Origin of the sequence: Crystallibacter permensis, from assembly GCF_025960875.1 — a bacterium.
GTDB classification, from domain to species: domain Bacteria; phylum Actinomycetota; class Actinomycetes; order Actinomycetales; family Micrococcaceae; genus Crystallibacter; species Crystallibacter permensis.
Window position 1 is genome coordinate 124,740 of sequence record NZ_JAODLR010000009.1, and the last position, 17,222, is coordinate 141,961.

Below are 17,222 nucleotides of genomic sequence, written 5' to 3' on the forward strand. Positions count from 1 at the left end.
AAAGGGCCGAAGGGCGCGTCAGGACAGGCTCGGACCGACTGCGTCCACCGTCTGCGACAACGGAATGCCGGAGCCGTCCCGGCGCCCATGTTCAGTGGGCAGTGAACGAGTTACGCCGCTTGTCGCGGAGGCTTTAGCTGGACCATGCCCGGCCCAGCCCAGGCTGAGCTGGTCTTCGCCCTTAAGGAAGCGATGCGCTCTCACCCCGGCCGTGGCCCTGCCCTTAGCCGGGAACTCCTCGAGTGCGGTGACCTTCACGGATCCCGGAGACGTGCCGGGCAATGCTTGGGCCGTTGTAGCAATAGTGACGACGACGGCGGCGGCGTCGTCAGGATCCACAGCGCCGAAGAACACCACATCGTCGTCTTCAGTCAGCTTGATGCCTGCCATGCCGCCGGCCGTCCGGCCTTGAGGTCGGACTGTGGCTGCCGGGAAGCGCAAGAATCTGGCCTGCCTGGTCATGAAGACCAGATCATCGCCCTCGGCAGCTGCCGTTACACCCACGATGTAGTCCTTGGGCTTGAGCGAAATGATGTCCCAGTCCTCACGATTGAGCGGATAGTCCGGGCTGACTCGTTTGACGATTCCCCGGGCCGTGCCAATGGCGAGAACAGCGTTCAGCGGCGCCAAGGCCACCAAGGTTTCACCCTTGGCCAGCGTGATGAATTCCCGAGCAGGGACACCGCCGGTCAAATTCGGAACTCCCGCAGACGGAGCGAGGGCCGGCATGTCCACCACCTGTAGCCGGAGCATGCGTCCCAGGGACGTGACGGCTGCGATCTCGGCCCGCGCCGAGGTTTTGACCACTGAGGTGAACACATCGTGCTTGACGCGTTGGCCGCCGTCGAGCAATTCATCCTGATTGGCTGTCCGCGCCAATTGCCCTGAGGCCGAGAGGATCACCCAGCAGGGATCGTCGGCGATCTCCAGCTGGACGGGCGCTTTGGCTCCATTCTTGCTCGCAGGTGCCGCGGTGGCACCGGTAAGCGCTCCTGTGGCTTCCGATTCGAGCAAGATCGTCCGCCGGGGAGTGGCGTATTTAGCTGCGACTTCGCCGAGTTCATCCGAAACCAGCTGGCGCAGTTTCGGCTCGGAGTTCAGGATTTCTTCCAGCGCCGCAATGTCCTGGCGCAGCTGCTCCTGTTCCTTCTCCAGCTCAATCCGGGAGAACTTGGTCAGCTGCCGCAGCCTCAGCTCGAGGATGTGGTTGGCTTGGATCTCGGTGAGGTCGAAGACCGCGATGAGGCGCTGCCGGGCTTCGGCAGTTTCTTCCGAAGCGCGGATGATCTGGATGACCTCATCGATATCGACGATCGCGATGAGAAGACCTTCAACCAGATGGAGTCGGTCTTTCTTTTTGGCTAGCCGGAAGGCCGTGCGTCGTCGGACTACGTCGATGCGGTGATCTACGTAGACCTGGAGCAACTCCAGGAGTCCCAGTGTCCGGGGCTGGCCGTCTACCAGCGTGACGTTGTTGATGCCAAAGGAATCTTCCATCGGCGAATAGCGGTACAGCTGCTGCAGTACGGCGTTGGGATTGAAACCGTTCTTAAGCTCGATGACCAGGCGCAGTCCGTGGCTGCGGTCGGTGAGGTCAACAATGTCGCTGATGCCCTGAAGCTTCTTGGACGTCACCGCGTCTTTGATCTTTTCGATGACCTTCTCGGGACCAACCATGTAGGGCAGTTCAGTCACGACGAGCCCGGTCCGTCGGGCGGTCAGTTGTTCGACCTGGACGGTGGCGCGGGTCTTAAAGGAACCCCGGCCGGTGGCGTAGGCATCCCGGATACCACTAAGGCCGACAATCTTGCCGCCCGTGGGGAGGTCAGGCCCCGGCACGAAGCGCATGATGTCATCGAGTTGCGCGTCCGGATTCTGGATCAGGTGCTGGGCTGCGCCGATAACCTCGCCAAGGTTGTGCGGGGCCATGTTGGTGGCCATACCGACGGCGATACCTGAGGAGCCATTAACCAATAGATTGGGAAATGCTGCCGGGAGGACTTCCGGCTGCATGATCTGGTTGTCATAGTTGGGCACGAAGTCGACGACGTCTTCGTCCAGGTGGTCCGTCAGCGAGAGCGCCGACGCGGCGAGTCTGGCCTCGGTATACCGGGGTGCTGCAGGTCCGTCATCGAGCGAACCGAAGTTGCCATGTCCGTCAATCAGGGGCATGCGCAGCGCGAACGACTGGGCCATGCGCACCATTGCATCGTAGATGGCGGTGTCACCGTGCGGGTGCAGCTTACCCATGACTTCACCGACAACACGTGCGCTCTTAACGTGACCACGGTCCGGGCGCAGGCCCATCTCGCTCATCATGTACAGAATGCGCCGCTGCACGGGTTTCAGTCCGTCACGGGCGTCAGGCAGCGCCCGTGAATAAATCACCGAATACGCGTACTCCAGGAACGAGCCTTCCATTTCGGCCGTGACGTCAATGTCAACGATGTTCTCGGTGTAGTCCGGTTCGTCCTGAACGGTCTTCTGTCGGCGGGCCATGTGAAAAGCTCGGGTCCTTACTGCTTATTAACGGTTACAGTGAGTCTATGGCGGAAGAGGCGCAAACCCCTGATTATCCAGAATACTGGGAAGCTGATGTCGTCCTACGAGACGGCGGTACAGCGCATTTACGCCCTATCGTCCCGGAGGATGCAGAAGCGCTCCAGGCCTTCCACGTAGGTCAGTCGGAGAGCTCAATCTATCTGCGTTTCTTCACTTACAAGTCCAAGCTCAGTTCACGTGAGCTGGCGCGTTTCACCAACGTGGACTATAGCAACCGTGTCGCCTTTGTCGTCACCATTGCGAGCGAAATAATCGGAATCGGCCGCTATGACCGGCTGGATGACCCGGCGGAAGCCGAGGTCGCGTTCAACATAGCCGATACGCACCAGAGCCGTGGTCTCGGCTCTATCCTGCTGGAGCATCTGGCCGCCGCCGCCCGGGAGAACGGCATCCGCAAGTTCTCGGCCGAAGTACTGCCCGAGAACCGCAAGATGATTACCGTTTTCAACGACGCCGGCTATGAAGTCCAGCGTCGTTTTGACGACGGCGTGGTGATGCTTGAATTCGACATCGACCCCACGGAGCGCTCCAGGGCGGTGATGGAATCGCGCGAGCACCGTGCAGAGGCGCGCAGCGTCGCCGCGCTGTTGGCGCCGTCGTCAATAGCAGTGATCGGCGCCAGCCGCGAGTGGGGCAGTGTGGGTTATTCGCTGCTGGAGCACATCGTGGAGGGTGGTTTCCAAGGGACCGTTTATGCCATCAATCCCCAGGCTTTTGAGCTCGGAGGTCTGGTTTCATACGCCACGATCGCCGAGGTGCCGCACGAGGTGCAGTTGGCCATCATCGCCGTTCCCTATGAGCAAGTTCTCAAAGTTGTGCAGGAATGCGCTGATGCCGGGGTGAAGGGACTCATCGTTGCCACCGGCGGATTTGCTGATGACCGGGTTGAAGGACTGTCGCGCCAGCGGGAGGTGGTCCGCAACGCCCGTGCCAACGGCATGCGGGTGATCGGGCCGGCATCGCTGGGCATCATCAACACCGATCCCAAAGTGTCGCTCAACGCCTCGATGGCGCCGAAATTGCCGAAGCTCGGGCCGTTGGGACTTTTCAGCCAGTCTGCAGCCATCGGCGTGATGCTCTATGCCGCCGCTGCAAGGCGCGGGCTCGGACTTTCTTCCACGCTGTCGGCCGGAAACCGGGCAGACGTCTCCGGGAACGACGTAATGCAGTACTGGGAAGATGATCCGGCTACCTGCGCCGTTGGTCTATATCTCGAGTCCTTCGGCAACCCCAGAAAGTTCTCGCGCATCGCCCGCAGGCTCTCCCGCAGCAAACCGGTCATTGTGGCGAAATCGGACCTCATGGGACTGCAACTGCCGCCCGGACACCATGTGCGGACCACGCAGGCGCCACAGGGCGCTTTGGATGCGATGCTGCGCCAGTCCGGAGTCATCCGGGTTGGAACTAATGAAGAACTGATGGACATTGCCCAGATCCTCGTGAGCCAGGCGCAACCGCAGGGGCCCGGACTGGCAGTTTTCAGCAATTCGTTGGCGTTGGGCAAGGTAGTAGCGGATGCGGCCGCCACCCACGAACTGAAGGTCGCCCACCTGGAAACGGGCTTGGACCTGAACAGCGGCCAGTCCGTTGCCTTGGATCTGCTGCGCCGGAGGCTGATGGAGGCCCTGGGCTCACCCGACGTGCATTCCGCCGTCGTCACCCTCTTGCCCGCCGTCGGACTGGGTACGGATGAGGTAGCAAGGGTTCTGCAGGAGTGCTCGGCGGAAGCGGGCAAACCTGTAGTAGCTGCCTTTGCCGGGATTCTTGATCCGGCGGTGCGGGTTGAAGGACTGCTCGCCGCCGATACCGCGGGGCAAGTGGGTGCGCGTCAGCCTGCCGTCCCCAGCTACTCAAGTCCCGGTGCCGCGATCGCTGCGCTGTCGGCGGTAGTCCGCTACACCGAGTGGCTGGCCAGGGACCAAGGCGAGGTTGTCGAGCCGACCGGACTGGGCCGTGAGGAGGCTGCTGCACTGATCGACGGCCTCATCGAAGGTGTCTCCGGGGCGCGGCTTGTCACCACGACGACGGAGCAAGCCGGCGCGCTGCTCGCGTGCTACGGGATATCGGTGCTGCCATCTGCGGGTTTCACTACGGCGGACGAAGCGGTAGCTGCTGCCGATTCTCTGGGCTGGCCGGTGGCGCTGAAAGCTACTGACGAGCGACTGCGCCAGCGACTGGATCTGGGTGGAGTGCGGCTCAATATCGTGAATGCCGAGTCGCTCCGCCACAACATCGAACACATGCGCCAGACCCTTAAGCCGTTTGGCGACATCGGCTTGGAGATCCAGGCAATGGCGCCTTCGGGCCAGTCCTGCACGGTGCGGGCGATCGAGGATCCGTTGCTGGGACCGGTCGTGTCCTTCGGGCTGGCAGGCGACGCAGTGAACCTGCTGGGGGACTGGTCCCATCGGATCCCGCCGCTGACCTCGGTGGACGTGGCCGACCTGGTGCGCAGTCCGCGGGCGGCAACAAAGCTGTTCGGATACCAGGGCCTGCCGGCGGTGGACGTCGCCTCGCTCGAAGATCTCGTTAACCGCGTGGCCCTGATGAAGGACGATCATCCCGAAATCGCCTTGCTCGAATTCAACCCCGTGCTGGTGTCGCCGCAGGGCCTGACGGTGCTTAGCGCGGACCTGCGGTTGGCCAACCACGCCCAGCGCACGGACAGTGCGCGCCGCGCGATGCGGGACTGAGACGGTGCACAGTTCGCTTTAGCTGACCGGCTGCGCAAAAATGGACTCATGAGCCATTCTTCAACCACCGAACAGCGCAGCCTCGACGAGGACCTGAACAGGGCAGGTTTCTACCCCGTTATGGTGGCCGATGTGGTTCATGACGCCCTCGACGAGCGCGAACCGCTGTCCCACGTGGTGCACTTGGAAACCCATTTTGACCGGAACGAAGTGCACCGCCACATCACCGTCTTGGTCCTGACCGAGGACATGCTGGTGATCACGCATGTCGACGACCAGCAGCTGGACGAGGCCGGACATCAGATGGTTGCGCAGATTTCCACGGAATCGGTCCCGGTCAGCCAGATCCGTTCCGTCGTGCTCAGCTACATCTACGCCCAGCCCCAGGACTACAAGCCAACGGATCAGGCCCGGGAGCTCACGCTAGCTATCGCCTGGTCAGGCGGGCAGCGCCTGGATATGGGCCCGGCAGGGTGCGCGGATCCGGAGTGCGATGCGGACCACGGCTACACCGGCAACATTGTGCAGGAGGACATCGTCCTGCGGGTCAGCGCCGAAGCGGACGGGGCGCAGGCCGTCCGGAACGCCAAGAGTTTCGCCCGCGCACTGCGGAAGATCAATACTTCTACCCCGGTCCCGGTCCGGGCCGCGGAAACGGTGCAGCCGCGACAACGGTTGGGGTCCAGGCTGGCCCGCGGACATCACCAGCGCTAGCATGCCGCAGCACCACGAACCGCTGCCCCCGGCACCCGGCTTCGGCCGCGACACCATCGCCGACGTCTTCAGCAGTGCGGCAGCAGCCCTTGACGTGCCGGGTTTCGAGAATGTCCTGGGTCTGCCCGGCGCCAGACGTATCTGCGTAGTTATGGTGGACGGGCTGGGCAAGGTCCTGCTCAAACAGCGCGGCGGGCATGCACCGTTCCTGCGCAAATGCCTCGAAAACTCGCGCACGCTGCGCAGCGCCTTCCCATCGACGACGGCGTCGTCGCTCGCCAGTTTAGGGACGGGACTCGAGCCCGGTCTGCACGGCATGGTTGGCTACGACGTGCTGGACCCCGCGCAGGACAAGGTAGTCAACCAGCTGGGCGGCTGGGACGCGGAAGTGGATCCGCGCAAGTGGCAGCCGCATGCCACCGTCTTCGAACGCGCTGCTGAGCATGTGTCCGTGGTGACTGTCAGCCTGCCCAAGTTTGCCAACTCCGGAATGACGCAGGCCGCCCTGCGCGGCGGATCCTTCATCCCGGCGACGACGGGTCATGCCCGGACCCAAGCCACAGTCGAGGCCCTGGCCGGGCAGGACCGGGCGCTGGTGTATCTGTATTTCAACGAGCTGGACAAGGCCGGACACCGCTATGGCAGCGCGTCGGTGGAGTGGGGCAATGCCCTGGAGGAGCTGGATTCGGACATGCGCCGCCTGGCCGGCCAGCTGCCCGCCGACACGCTGCTCCTGCTGACTGCAGACCACGGCATGCTGGATGTCTCCCGTGAACACCGGTACGACTATTCCCTCCAGCCGGAACTCGTCGAGGGGGTCCGCCACACGGGCGGAGAACCGCGCCTGGTGCATTTGTATCTAGAGCCCGACGTCGGTGAGCGGCAACGTGACAAGCTCACCACAGCATGGCGTGAGTCTTACGGCAAGCATGCCTGGATTCTCGATCGGGACGAAGCCGTCGCTCACGGACTTTTCGGCCGCGTGGATGCCTCTGTTCTACCCAGGATCGGGGATTTGATGATCGCGGCGCGGGAGCCGATCGCCCTGTACGACACGCGCAGAGTATCGGAGCGTGCCATGGACGTAGTGGGCCAGCACGGTTCATTGACCCGGGCCGAACGCGAAGTGCCGTTACTGACGCTGGGCTCAACGGTCCGTTCATCCGGCAAAAAGACCACAGCTAAAGGAAAGTAAGAGCCGGCGGACCTGAACGGTTCGGGCCGCCCTGCTGCTCCGAGGGCTGCGGGACGCAGCCGTTCGGCTTACTCGTGCTTGGTGCCGAAAACGATCTCGTCCCAGCTCGGAACGCTGGAGCGCTTCGGTTTCATCGACCGCTTGCGCTGCTGTTCTTCCGCCGCCGCCGCGTCTGCCGTCGCTACCGCTTCCGCAGGTTCTGTCCGATCCGCGCTTTGGTCTTGGTCTGCCGAGACCGGTTCGGAGGCAGCGTCCGCTGCCGCATCCGTACGGTCCTCCGGCAAGGGGGCACCGGAGACCGTTATTTCCCTGGTCTCCATGCTGACACCCGGATGAAGATCGAGCGAACGATCGGCCCCGTGGTCAGTTGAGGCGAGACTGAGTGTGAACGGACTGCTCGGCCGCCCACCGTTGCCGTCTGCATCCGTATCATCCCCGGCGAGGATCCCCTCACGCGGATGGGCAGCGGGGATGCCGCCTTGGGTCAGCAGGAGTGCAAGGGCGTCGTCGGCTTCTTCGTCAACGCCGAGCCGCTGGCCGCGGCGGGAACGAAGCACTTCCAACAGATTGTCCGAGTCCGTGGTGTCTTGGTCCTCCACGGCGGGGTCAGTTTCAGGATCAGCGTTGCTGTCTGCCTCGAAGTCGAAGACCCGGTCAGCCACGGCCGTGAGGCGGCGCGCCGGGACGGGGCCGTCCAAGGGCTCAAGTTCGCTGAGTTGCTGTGCCCAGCGGTTGCTGTTCTGTACGGCTTTGCTGGTGGGGCTGTAAAGCCACTTGGCGGGAGGTTCCTCGCCGATTGAACCACTGGCAACAGCGGGCGGATCGAAACGTGCAATGATCTCCCACGCGCCATCCTGGCGCCGCCAGGAGTCCCACTCCAGTGAGGCCGCGTCGATGCCGAACGCGTTCACGCGGTGGGCGACCATCTCGCCAAGGGTGGCGGGAGCGTCTCCGAAGGCAGAGCGGTAGCTGTCGTGTGACGGCAGTGCCGAAGCGACCTCAACCCGCTGCGCCTGCTGGACCATGTATTCCCGCTCGGCCCGGACCGGTCCCTCGTACCGCAGGATGCGTGCCATGTCGAGGCCCGATTCGGCGGCGACCTGTTCCGCGGACGCTCCGGCACGGATCCGTGCCTGAATCTCACGGGGGGACATCGCGGCGCCTCCGTTCTCCGAATCAGCAGCGGGAACCCGCACTGACGGGCGCGCTGCTGCGGAACGGAGCGCTTCATCAATCGCCAGGCGGTAACTTTCCCCGCCGCCCCCGCTCAACAGCAGATGTTCGCCATCCTCATGGACACCCACCAGCCGTAGATCCTGCATGAAAACCCTCCACCAGACGACAATTCCTCACTGAAACTCTGCCACCGATACTGCCTAATACCTACTGTTTAGGCGGGTGTGGCGTGTAGTTCATGCCCGAAGTTCCGCCGTTTGGGCGTCTATCCGGCTGCCGGCGGAGAAACGGTTTGGTATTCGGGCTTCGAATAGGCCACAATCTTCGCGTTATGGGCACAAAATCCCCGCCGCGGGCGTTGTGACCAGACACATCATCGGGCGTGATGGGCTTGCCGGCCCGGAAGACCGGCTTACAACTGCAACACCGGAGCGTGAATACACAATTATGGCGACTGATTATGATGCGCCTCGCAAGACCGATGAGGAGACCAGCGAGGAATCCATCGCGGAACTGAAGACCCACCGCACGAGCAAGCAGTCCGCCGTCGTTGACGAGGACGAAGCAGAAGCGGCCGAAGGATTTGAACTGCCGGGGGCGGACCTGTCCAGCGAAGAGCTGACGGTGCGCATCATGCCTGCACAGGCAGACGAATTCACCTGTGCGTCATGTTTCCTGGTCCGTCACCGGTCCCAGGTGGCCCGGGAAAAGGACGGGCTCCTGTACTGCAAGGATTGTGAAGGCTAAGCGGCCCTACTTGCCGGCGGCAGCGGTTGCCGGAGAGCAGCCGCTGCCGAACGCGGTGAACCCGCGGGCGGCCAGGTGATGGCCGCCGGCGGTCCGCTCGTTACTGGCTGTCCTGCTTGGACAGTGCGGCCACGAGCTGGTTCGGCCGTCGCGTGGAGGTGATCCAGTAGGGTGTCCGGTCCGCCTCGTCGGTGATCTCGATCTTGACCACCGGCTGGATCCAGCCGCGGAAACACATGTAGGCGGTGCCGTTCAGCTCCGTTCCGCGCTGGGCGGTGGCGTCGTCGCCCGTGAAGGCGTCGACCCGGCCAACGAATTTCCGCTCGATCTGTGCGCGGCCCACCTGCAGTGTTTTCTCCGTTACGGTAATGCGCGGCGCCGAAACGATCAGCAGGACCACCAGAATAATCGCAGCGATCGCCGCGGCAATGTAGCCGGTCGTCAGGCTGATCGGTGCCAACACGAAAATCACCGCTCCGGCCGTGCCGGCCGCGATCAGCCAGATCCAGAAGTTCGGCCACAGACGTTCCTGGTAAATGACGGATCCGGGTGTCCCGGAAGCGGGGCCGGTGTTACCGGCGGGAGTGGCGTTTGTGCTCATAAATCCAGCTTTTCACCTTTCCTGTGGCTTTTCACCTCGGCGGCCGGCGGAGCCACGGGGCCGGCAGTGCATGACGTAGCTGTTCCGCGCCAAAAAGCGTTAGAGTGATGTGCGGAAACTCTCGCGGCGGCAGTGCCGCCATCGGCAAGGAAATGGTAGCGAGTGCAGGATATTCAACCCACGCTGAACGTTCAGCTGAAAATGCTCGACGACGGTCTGGAGGCACCGGGCTACGCCCACCCTGGCGACGCCGGGGCTGATCTGCGCAGCCGCATTGACTTCAGGATCGGGCCGGGGGAGCGGATTCTTGTCCCCACTGGCGTGGCTATCGCGCTGCCGCAAGGGTATGTGGCGTTGATTCATCCGCGCTCGGGCCTGGCGGCCAAACACGGTTTGACCATTGTTAACGCACCCGGCACCGTCGATGCCGGCTACCGCGGCGAAATCGCCGTCACCTTGCTGAACACGGATGCTACCGAGACCCTGACTTTCAAGCGCGGGGACCGCATTGCGCAGATGGTCATCCAGCGCGTAGAGCACGCCGCCTTCGAACATGTCGACGAGCTGCCCGGCTCCATTCGGGGAGCCGGCGGGTTCGGGTCGACCGGCGGCTTTAGCGCAGCCCGATGAAGCGCCGACCGAGCACAAGTGCCGCTGGCCAGCCAGCGGCTTCAGAGAGGACCCGACGATGATTTTTGGGCGCCGCAAGAACAAGAACAACACGAGCGACCTGCCGGAGACCGCAGCGGAGAGCGCCGTAGAGCGGACTCCGGGCGAAGCATCCGATGCAACAGCGGTCCCGGATCAGCCGGAAGCAGCCGAGGCATTGCCGAAGGCTGCCAAAACCGATGCGGAACTGCGCAGCAGCGGACCCTTCGATAGCGCCGAAAAAGAGACCGATGAGGGATACCTCGATCTCGGCGCGCTGAAAATCCAGCCCCGTGACGGACTTCAGCTACGGCTGGAAGTAGAGGAAAAAACACAGCGGGTCATTGCCGTAACGCTGGATCTGTCCGGTTCCAGTTTGCAGCTGCAGGCGTTCGCTGCGCCTAAATCCGAGGGCCTGTGGGACGAAATCCGCGAGCAGCTGGCCTCGTCCATCGGTTCCCAGGGCGGGACCGTTGAGGAGGTCAGCGGGCCGCTGGGCACCGAAGTTGTGGCCAAGCTTCCGGCCCAGACGCCGGACGGAAAAGCCGGCTTCCGGGTAGCGCGCTTCATTGGCGTCGACGGTCCGCGTTGGTTCCTGCGCGGAGTCATCGGTGGCGGGGCGGCACTGGACCGGGCCAAGGCAGCGGAGCTGGAAGAGCTCTTCCGCCAGACCGTTGTGGTCCGTGGCGACCAGCCGCTGCCGCCACGGGATCTGCTAACACTGCGGTTGCCCAAGGACGCGAGCCTGCGCACCCAGGATGGCCAGGCCGCTCCCGGCTTGAGCGCGCCCGAGCGCGGACCCGAAATCACCCACATTGGCTAAGGACCGGCGCCCCGATGCCGGGTCCGCCGTCGTTATTCCGTTGGAAGGGCTGCCGAAGCGCGGACGGGTGCGGTCCGTGGGCTATGTGGAGGCCATCACGATTCTGCCCGTAGGCCAGGCGCCAAGTTTCTCCGCAGTGCTGACCTCTAGTGGGCCCGGAGACCGGGCCACGGAGGCCGGCGTGCAGCAGCGGCCGGCGAGGATCCGCCTCATCTGGCTGGGCCAGCGGCGGGTGCCGGGGATCGACGCCGGCATCCGGCTGGGATTCGAAGGAACCGTGTTCGAAGTCGACGGATTGCCGACGATGTACAACCCGCGCTATGAAATCCAAAGCCTGTTGGAGAATTGAGCCATGACTGAAAAACCCGAACCTCGCGATGAGCAGGAGAAATCCGTCAGCGAGCTCGCCGGCGCCTACGCAGCGCGCGCGGGAGTGGAGCGCCGCGAAGACGGCCAGATCGACGTGCTCAAATCCGTGGGCGGCGTCCGGGGCCTGACCGAAAGCATTCTGCCCGGTCTGGTTTTCCTCGTGGTCTTCACCGTTGTCCGCGATCTGGCGCCGGCCCTGATCGGGGCGCTGGGCATCGCGGCAGTCTTCACCATCCTGCGGCTGATCCAGCGCGGCACCGTGGTCCAGGCGTTTTCCGGACTGATCGGCGTTGCCATCTGTGCGTTTGTGGCCAACACGACGGGCCGGGCCGAGACCTTCTACATCCCGGGTTTCTTCACCAACGCCGCCTACATCGTGGGCATGGTCATTTCGATAGCGGTCAAATGGCCGCTGGCCGGACTGCTGTTCGGCTTCATCCGTGGCGAAGGGACCGACTGGCGGAAGGAACCGCGCCGCTTGCGGGCCTACGCGCTGGCTACCTGGATTGTCATCACCGTGCTGGCTCTGCGCCTTGCGGTCCAGGTGCCGCTGTACTTCATGGGCCCGGATGCCCTGGTGGCGCTGGGTACCGCGCGGCTGGTCATGGGTGTGCCGCTTTACGCACTCGGCCTGTGGCTGGCATGGATGGTCTCACGCCCCGTCGGCGGGGCCGTCGTCGGCGGTGCCGCCGCTCCGGGCGGTCAGCACTGACCGCAACTGGTCTTCGGCGGCGATCGTCGTCACGAAGAAGAGCTCGTCGCTGTCCTCGATCACGTCGTCCATACTTGGCGTGATCGGCGCGTCGTCGCGCAGAATGGCGACGACCGTGGCGTCCTGCGGCCAGTCGATGGAGCCCAGCGTCCTGCCGACCAGGGGCGAATCGTGCGGGACGGTGAACTCGACCATGGAGGCCACCCCTGTCTGCAGCGTCAGCAGACGGACCAGATCGCCGATCTCCACCGCCTCTTCCACCAGCGCGGTCATCAGCCGCGGCGTGTTGACGGCTACATCCACGCCCCACGAGTCGTCAAACATCCAGTCGTTTTTCGGATTGTTCACCCGCCCAACAGTCCTGGAGACGCCGAATTCGCTCTTTGCCAGGAGCGAGACCACCAGGTTCACCTTGTCATCGCCCGTGGCGGAAACCACCACGTCGGCTTCATCAAGGTTGGCATCGCGCAGCGTGGTGATTTCGCACGCGTCCCCGATCAGCCAGCGGGCGCCCTTGAGGCCACTGCGGCCGATCGCCTCCGGCTTCTGGTCGATGAGCAGGATGTCGTGGTTGTTGGAGAGGAGCTCCCGCGCAATGGAAGAGCCGACGCTGCCTGCCCCGGCGATAACTACCTTCATTCGGACTCCTTAACCGGCGGTTTTGACAGGATGCCGGCAATCTCATGGGTGGCGGCCACGTTCATCATGGCATGGACGATGTCGCCTTGCTGGTAGCGCGATTGGGGGCCGGGCAGCATGCCCTCGCCGAACCGCGTCAGGTACGCCACCCGGGCACCGGAGGCGGCCTCGATCTCCGCGAAGCCATGCCCCACCCACCCGTCGTGCAAGGACACTTCGCCAAGAATCAGGCGCCCGGACGCTTCCCGGAAGTCGCCCTTGATGCTTTGTTCGGGCAGGATGCGCCGCAGCACCTGGTCCGCGCTCCAGCGGACCGCAGCCACGGTGGGTATGCCCAGCCGCTGGTAGATTTCGGCCCGCCCCGGGTCGTAAATCCGGGCGACGACGTGGGGGACATGGAAGGTCTCACGCGCTACCCGGGTGGCCAGGATGTTCGAGTTGTCGCCGCTGGAGACGGCGGCGAAGGCGTAGGCATTTTCAATGTCCGCGTGACGCAGGGTGTCGCGGTCGAAACCCACCCCGGTGATCTTGCGCCCGGAAAAGTCGCTTCGCAGCCGTCGGAAGGCGCTGTCGTCCTGGTCGATCACCGCCACACTGTGCCCCGATTCGTCCAGCGTATGCGCCAGTGTCACACCCACGCGCCCGCACCCCATGATCACGAAATGCGCCACCGGATTCCCTTCCCTTGAAGCATGCTGTCCAGCAGCAAGCTTATCGGCAAGAGCGCCGCAACAGCGCGGTGGCGCCCGCGGCAGTAAGCTTTCATGCGTGATGACTGTGTCCGTATTTGTGCGTGCGTGGAACGGCGGAACATGCTGACCACCCTCAACGCGCTCAAGCGCATCCTGGTGGGCAGGCCGTTCCGGACCGAACGTGCCAAAGCCCAACCGCTGCCGCAACGGCTGGCGCTGCCGGTGTTTTCGGCCAACGCGCTCTCCTCCGTGGCGTACTCGCCGGACGAGATCCTGCTGACCCTGGCGCTGGCGGGAGTGGCCGCCGTCGCGCTGTCGCCGCTGGTCGGCCTCGCGGTCATGGTGGTGCTGCTGGTCATCGTCGCTTCCTACCGCCAAAGCGTGCACGCGTACCCCTCCGGCGGCGACTACCAGATCGCCAGCGAAAACCTGGGCAAGAATGCCGGCATCACCGTCGGTTCGGCCCTGATGTTCGACTACGTGCTCACCGTTGCGGTCTCCATGTCCTCCGCTGCGCATTACGTCATTGCGGCGTTCCCCGCGCTCAGGGGATGGCAAACGACGGCGGCCGTTGCCGGCGTCGTAATTCTTGCTTTGCTGCACCTGCGCGGACTGCGGCGCGGCGGCCGGTCGGTGGCCATTCCTACGTACGCCTTCGTAGGGCTGATTCTGCTGATGTGCCTGGTGGGCTTCATCCAGGACGTGACCGGCGAACTCCGGCTGGCGCCCAGCGCCGGACTGGACATTGTGCCGGCTGCGGAGTTCCAGGCCGGGCTGACCGGTCTGGCCGGAGCCCTGCTGGTGCTGCGCGCGTTCTCTACCGGGGCCGCAGCGCTGACCGGTGTGGAAACGCCGGCCGGCAACGTCCAGGCGTTCCAGCCGCCGCGCGCCAGGAACGCCGCGACGGCGCTGCTGGTTCTTGGGGTTGCCGCCACCGTGATGACGATGGCGGTGCTGTATCTGGCGCGCGCCACCCGGGTCCATGTGGTCCAGGTCCCCGCCGAGCAGCTTAGGCTCAACGGCGGCCCCTTGCCGGCGGACTATCTGCAGACGCCCGTCATCAGCCAGCTCGCGGCAACCGTCTTCGACCGCGGCAACGTCCTGTTCTACCTGGTCCTGGCGGCTACGGGACTGATCCTGGTCCTGGCCAGCCACTCTGCCTTCAACGCCTTCCCGTCGCTGGCCTCCATCCTGGCCACCGACGGATTTCTGCCCCGGCAGCTGCGAACCCGCGGCGACCGGCTGAGCTACAGCAACGGCGTCATGGCGCTGGCCGGCGCCGCCCTGGTGCTGATCCTGATTTTCGAGGCCGATGTCACCGAACTCATCCAGCTGTACGTGGTGGGCGTGTTCGTCTCGTTCACCTTCAGCCAGCTCGGCATGATCAAGCATTTTTCCCGGCTGATCCGCTCCACACCGCACAAACAAGTACGACGGCGAATGGCGCGCTCGCGCGTCATCAACCTCATCGGGTTCATCATGACCGCAACGGTGCTGGTGGTGGTGCTGGTGAGCAAGTTTGTGTTCGGCGCGTGGATTGCGGTGGCCGGAATCCTCATCCTGGCGCTGATCATGTTCAGCATCCACCGGCACTACGAGCAGGTGGCGCAGGAGCTGGCCGTGGACGAGAACCAGCCGGCCACCGCGCTGCCGTCCCGGGTCCACGCCGTGATCCTGGTCTCGCACGTGCGCAAGCCTGTGCTGCGTGCGCTGGCTTTTGCACGCGCCTCCCGCCCGTCGAAACTCGATGCCGTCATCGTGGACATCGACGAGGAAGAGACAAAGGCGACGCTGGCGGACTGGGAACGCTTCAAAATTCCCGTGCCCATCACGGTCCTGGCGTCCCCGTACCGCGACACCACCGTCCCGGTGATCGAGTACATCAAGAACATCCGCCGCGATTCACCGCGCGATCTGGTGGTCGTGTACATTCCGGAGTACGTCGTGGGCCGGTGGTGGGAGCAGTTAGTGCACAATCAGACCGCCCTGCGGATCAAAACCCGACTGCATTTCGAACCCGGAGTCATGGTTGCCAGCGTTCCCTGGCAGCTGGCTTCTTCCGATGCCGTCCGCAAATACCAGGAGTTTCCCTAATGGCGCAGGCCGCTGACCGCACTGACCCCGCTGAGCTTGAATTGAGAATCGGCGCCCCGGCGCACGGCGGGCACTTTGTCGCCCGGTACGAGGGCCGCGTGGTCTTCGTGCGGCACGCGCTGCCCGGTGAACTCGTGCGCGTGCGGGTTACCGACGGCGGCGCCGACTCCGGTTTCTGGCGCGCCGACACGGTCGAGGTACTTGAGGCTTCGCCCCACCGCGTGGCGCACCCCTGGGACCGCGCGGACGCCTTGCTGGCGGCTAAGCGCCGCCGTCCGGCGGTCGGCGGCGCCGAGTTCGGCCACATCGAGGTCGCCGAGCAGCGGCGGCTCAAAGCCGCGGTGTTCGAAGAGCAGCTGCAGCGGCAGGCCGGCGTCGAACGGCAAATCGTTGTGGAACCTGCGGATAAGAACGACGACGGCGGGCTGGGCTGGCGGACCAGGGCGGCCTTTGCCGTGGACAAGAGCGGGCATCTGGCCATGCACGCCCACCGTTCCGATGAACTGGTGCCTGTCACCGGGATGCCGCTGGCAGTGGCTGCCATTAACGATCTGCGGCTGTGGGAGGCGGACCTGAACCAGGTGTCCCGCGTGGAGGTGGCGGCGCCGGCGAACGGTTCCGCGCCGCTGGTGCTGCTGACACCAGAGCCCGGGGCGTCGCTGCGGCGGATGGCCGCCGTGGCCGGTGCCATCGACCCGTCCGCCTCGGTTGCCGTCTGGGAGCCCGAGCAACGCAAACTGACCCGGCTGAGGGGCCGGACGTGGGTGGCCGAGACCTGCGGGAACCATCAATACCGCGTAACCGGAGACGGCTTCTGGCAGATCCACCGCTCCGCACCCCAGGTGCTGACCGAAGCGGTCATGGCAGGTGTGCTCCCGCAGCCGGGGGAACGGGTGGCGGATCTGTACGCCGGCGCCGGCTTGTTCACGGCTCCACTGGCGGAGGCGGTAGGCGTGACCGGCACGGTGCTCTCGGTCGAAGGGTCCCCGGGCACCAGCCGCGACGCACGCAAGAACCTGCACGACGCGCCGCAGGTGACCATTGTCCAGGGCAAGGTGGAGAAGGCGCTCCGGTCGCAGGACGGACTTGACGTCGTGGTACTCGATCCGCCGCGCGCCGGTGCCGGCAAGACCGTGGTGCACCTGGTGCACGACCAGCGGCCGCGGGTGGTGGGCTACGTTTCCTGTGACCCGGCGTCCTTTGCCCGCGATCTGGGCTACTTCCAGGCCCTTGGCTGGGAGCTCAAGACACTGAGGGTGCTGGACCTGTATCCGAACACACACCATGTGGAGTCTTTCGCGGAGCTGGTGCCGCCGCGGGCCTGAGCCGCATTGGGAAGTGCCTGTCATCACTGCGTCGCATTCCCGGCGGAGGGCTAGGATGGGAAAAGGATGTCCGGGGCCGCGCACGGCACTGCTGCCGATGCGGCCGGAGCCGTGGAAGCCAATTCCGGCAAATGCAGACTGCTGGTTCTATGAGCGTCTGTCACGATCAGCGGTGTGCGTGAATTAGGGAAGCCTAACTAGCGGGGGACTGCTGCCCGGACAAAGATAAAGT

15 protein-coding genes are annotated in these 17,222 nt (G+C 64.4%); 10 read left to right on the top strand and 5 right to left on the bottom strand.

Annotation, left to right across the window (positions count from 1 at the left end; genetic code table 11):
• Positions 1–18: 18 nt before the first annotated feature.
• Positions 19–2,499, bottom strand: a complete 2,481-nt coding sequence (locus tag B0G38_RS12410) for a DNA gyrase/topoisomerase IV subunit A (RefSeq protein WP_264669745.1) — start codon at positions 2,497–2,499, stop codon at positions 19–21.
• 47 nt (positions 2,500–2,546) lie between these two features.
• Between B0G38_RS12410 and B0G38_RS12415 the strand changes: the two genes are divergently transcribed.
• From B0G38_RS12415 to B0G38_RS12425, 3 genes are read left to right on the top strand one after another with little or no spacing between them, the layout of a single operon-like run.
• The gene (locus B0G38_RS12415; RefSeq protein ID WP_264669746.1) at positions 2,547–5,255 is read left to right on the top strand and encodes a bifunctional acetate--CoA ligase family protein/GNAT family N-acetyltransferase; all 2,709 of its coding nucleotides are present in this window, start codon (positions 2,547–2,549) and stop codon (positions 5,253–5,255) included.
• Positions 5,256–5,303: 48 nt separating this feature from the next.
• Positions 5,304–5,969, top strand: a complete 666-nt coding sequence (locus B0G38_RS12420; protein WP_264669747.1) for a DUF5998 family protein — start codon at positions 5,304–5,306, stop codon at positions 5,967–5,969.
• Position 5,970: 1 nt separating this feature from the next.
• Entirely contained in the window at positions 5,971–7,164 is a 1,194-nt protein-coding gene (locus B0G38_RS12425) for an alkaline phosphatase family protein (protein ID WP_264669748.1), read from the top strand.
• Positions 7,165–7,232: 68 nt separating this feature from the next.
• Here B0G38_RS12425 and sepH read toward each other — a convergent pair whose 3' ends face one another.
• Positions 7,233–8,486 carry a septation protein SepH gene (sepH, locus tag B0G38_RS12430; protein WP_264669749.1) on the bottom strand — a complete coding sequence of 418 codons (1,254 nt, stop codon included), beginning with the start codon at positions 8,484–8,486 and terminating at the stop codon, positions 7,233–7,235.
• 301 nt (positions 8,487–8,787) lie between these two features.
• Between sepH and B0G38_RS12435 the strand changes: the two genes are divergently transcribed.
• Positions 8,788–9,087 (top strand): DUF4193 domain-containing protein, encoded by a 300-nt coding sequence (locus tag B0G38_RS12435; protein WP_074702559.1) that lies wholly within the window; start codon positions 8,788–8,790, stop codon positions 9,085–9,087.
• A gap of 100 nt (positions 9,088–9,187) precedes the next feature.
• On the opposite strand, the gene B0G38_RS12440 is transcribed toward B0G38_RS12435, so the two are convergent.
• Entirely contained in the window at positions 9,188–9,688 is a 501-nt protein-coding gene (locus tag B0G38_RS12440) for a DUF3093 domain-containing protein (RefSeq protein ID WP_264669750.1), read from the bottom strand.
• 201 nt (positions 9,689–9,889) lie between these two features.
• Here B0G38_RS12440 and dut point away from each other — a divergent pair, with 201 nt between their 5' ends.
• The 4 genes from dut to B0G38_RS12460 are packed head-to-tail and all read left to right on the top strand — an operon-like array spanning position 9,890 to position 12,240.
• Positions 9,890–10,318, top strand: a complete 429-nt coding sequence (gene dut / locus B0G38_RS12445) for a dUTP diphosphatase (protein WP_413542065.1) — start codon at positions 9,890–9,892, stop codon at positions 10,316–10,318.
• 58 nt (positions 10,319–10,376) lie between these two features.
• Positions 10,377–11,159: a DUF3710 domain-containing protein gene (locus tag B0G38_RS12450; RefSeq protein ID WP_264669752.1), complete on the top strand. Its 783-nt coding sequence runs from the start codon at positions 10,377–10,379 to the stop codon at positions 11,157–11,159.
• Positions 11,152–11,508: a hypothetical protein gene (locus B0G38_RS12455; RefSeq protein WP_264669753.1), complete on the top strand. Its 357-nt coding sequence runs from the start codon at positions 11,152–11,154 to the stop codon at positions 11,506–11,508. The genes B0G38_RS12450 and B0G38_RS12455 overlap by 8 nt, the downstream gene beginning before the upstream one ends.
• A 3-nt stretch (positions 11,509–11,511) precedes the next feature.
• Positions 11,512–12,240, top strand: coding sequence for a DUF3159 domain-containing protein (locus B0G38_RS12460; protein WP_264669754.1), 729 nt, complete (start codon positions 11,512–11,514; stop codon positions 12,238–12,240).
• Here B0G38_RS12460 and B0G38_RS12465 read toward each other — a convergent pair.
• Positions 12,181–12,879: a potassium channel family protein gene (locus B0G38_RS12465; RefSeq protein WP_264669755.1), complete on the bottom strand. Its 699-nt coding sequence runs from the start codon at positions 12,877–12,879 to the stop codon at positions 12,181–12,183. The two genes, B0G38_RS12460 and B0G38_RS12465, sit on opposite strands and share 60 nt — an antisense overlap.
• Positions 12,876–13,550 (bottom strand): potassium channel family protein, encoded by a 675-nt coding sequence (locus B0G38_RS12470; RefSeq protein WP_264669756.1) that lies wholly within the window; start codon positions 13,548–13,550, stop codon positions 12,876–12,878. The genes B0G38_RS12465 and B0G38_RS12470 overlap by 4 nt, the downstream gene beginning before the upstream one ends.
• A gap of 141 nt (positions 13,551–13,691) precedes the next feature.
• Here B0G38_RS12470 and B0G38_RS12475 point away from each other — a divergent pair, with 141 nt between their 5' ends.
• Positions 13,692–15,665 carry an APC family permease gene (locus B0G38_RS12475; protein WP_169994643.1) on the top strand — a complete coding sequence of 658 codons (1,974 nt, stop codon included), beginning with the start codon at positions 13,692–13,694 and terminating at the stop codon, positions 15,663–15,665.
• Positions 15,665–16,990 carry a class I SAM-dependent RNA methyltransferase gene (locus B0G38_RS12480; protein ID WP_264669757.1) on the top strand — a complete coding sequence of 442 codons (1,326 nt, stop codon included), beginning with the start codon at positions 15,665–15,667 and terminating at the stop codon, positions 16,988–16,990. Before B0G38_RS12475 ends, B0G38_RS12480 begins: the two co-directional genes overlap by 1 nt.
• Positions 16,991–17,222: the final 232 nt, after the last annotated feature.

Coding starts and splice junctions, on each gene's coding strand:
- B0G38_RS12420 (WP_264669747.1), top strand. CDS start 5,304: ATGAGCCATTCTTCAACCACCGAACAGCGCAGCCTCGACGAGGACCTG.
- B0G38_RS12450 (WP_264669752.1), top strand. CDS start 10,377: ATGATTTTTGGGCGCCGCAAGAACAAGAACAACACGAGCGACCTGCCG.
- B0G38_RS12425 (WP_264669748.1), top strand. CDS start 5,971: ATGCCGCAGCACCACGAACCGCTGCCCCCGGCACCCGGCTTCGGCCGC.
- B0G38_RS12480 (WP_264669757.1), top strand. CDS start 15,665: ATGGCGCAGGCCGCTGACCGCACTGACCCCGCTGAGCTTGAATTGAGA.
- B0G38_RS12435 (WP_074702559.1), top strand. CDS start 8,788: ATGGCGACTGATTATGATGCGCCTCGCAAGACCGATGAGGAGACCAGC.
- B0G38_RS12440 (WP_264669750.1), bottom strand. CDS start 9,688: ATGAGCACAAACGCCACTCCCGCCGGTAACACCGGCCCCGCTTCCGGG.
- sepH (WP_264669749.1), bottom strand. CDS start 8,486: ATGCAGGATCTACGGCTGGTGGGTGTCCATGAGGATGGCGAACATCTG.
- B0G38_RS12465 (WP_264669755.1), bottom strand. CDS start 12,879: ATGAAGGTAGTTATCGCCGGGGCAGGCAGCGTCGGCTCTTCCATTGCG.
- dut (WP_413542065.1), top strand. CDS start 9,890: ATGCTCGACGACGGTCTGGAGGCACCGGGCTACGCCCACCCTGGCGAC.
- B0G38_RS12475 (WP_169994643.1), top strand. CDS start 13,692: ATGCTGACCACCCTCAACGCGCTCAAGCGCATCCTGGTGGGCAGGCCG.
- B0G38_RS12410 (WP_264669745.1), bottom strand. CDS start 2,499: ATGGCCCGCCGACAGAAGACCGTTCAGGACGAACCGGACTACACCGAG.
- B0G38_RS12415 (WP_264669746.1), top strand. CDS start 2,547: ATGGCGGAAGAGGCGCAAACCCCTGATTATCCAGAATACTGGGAAGCT.
- B0G38_RS12460 (WP_264669754.1), top strand. CDS start 11,512: ATGACTGAAAAACCCGAACCTCGCGATGAGCAGGAGAAATCCGTCAGC.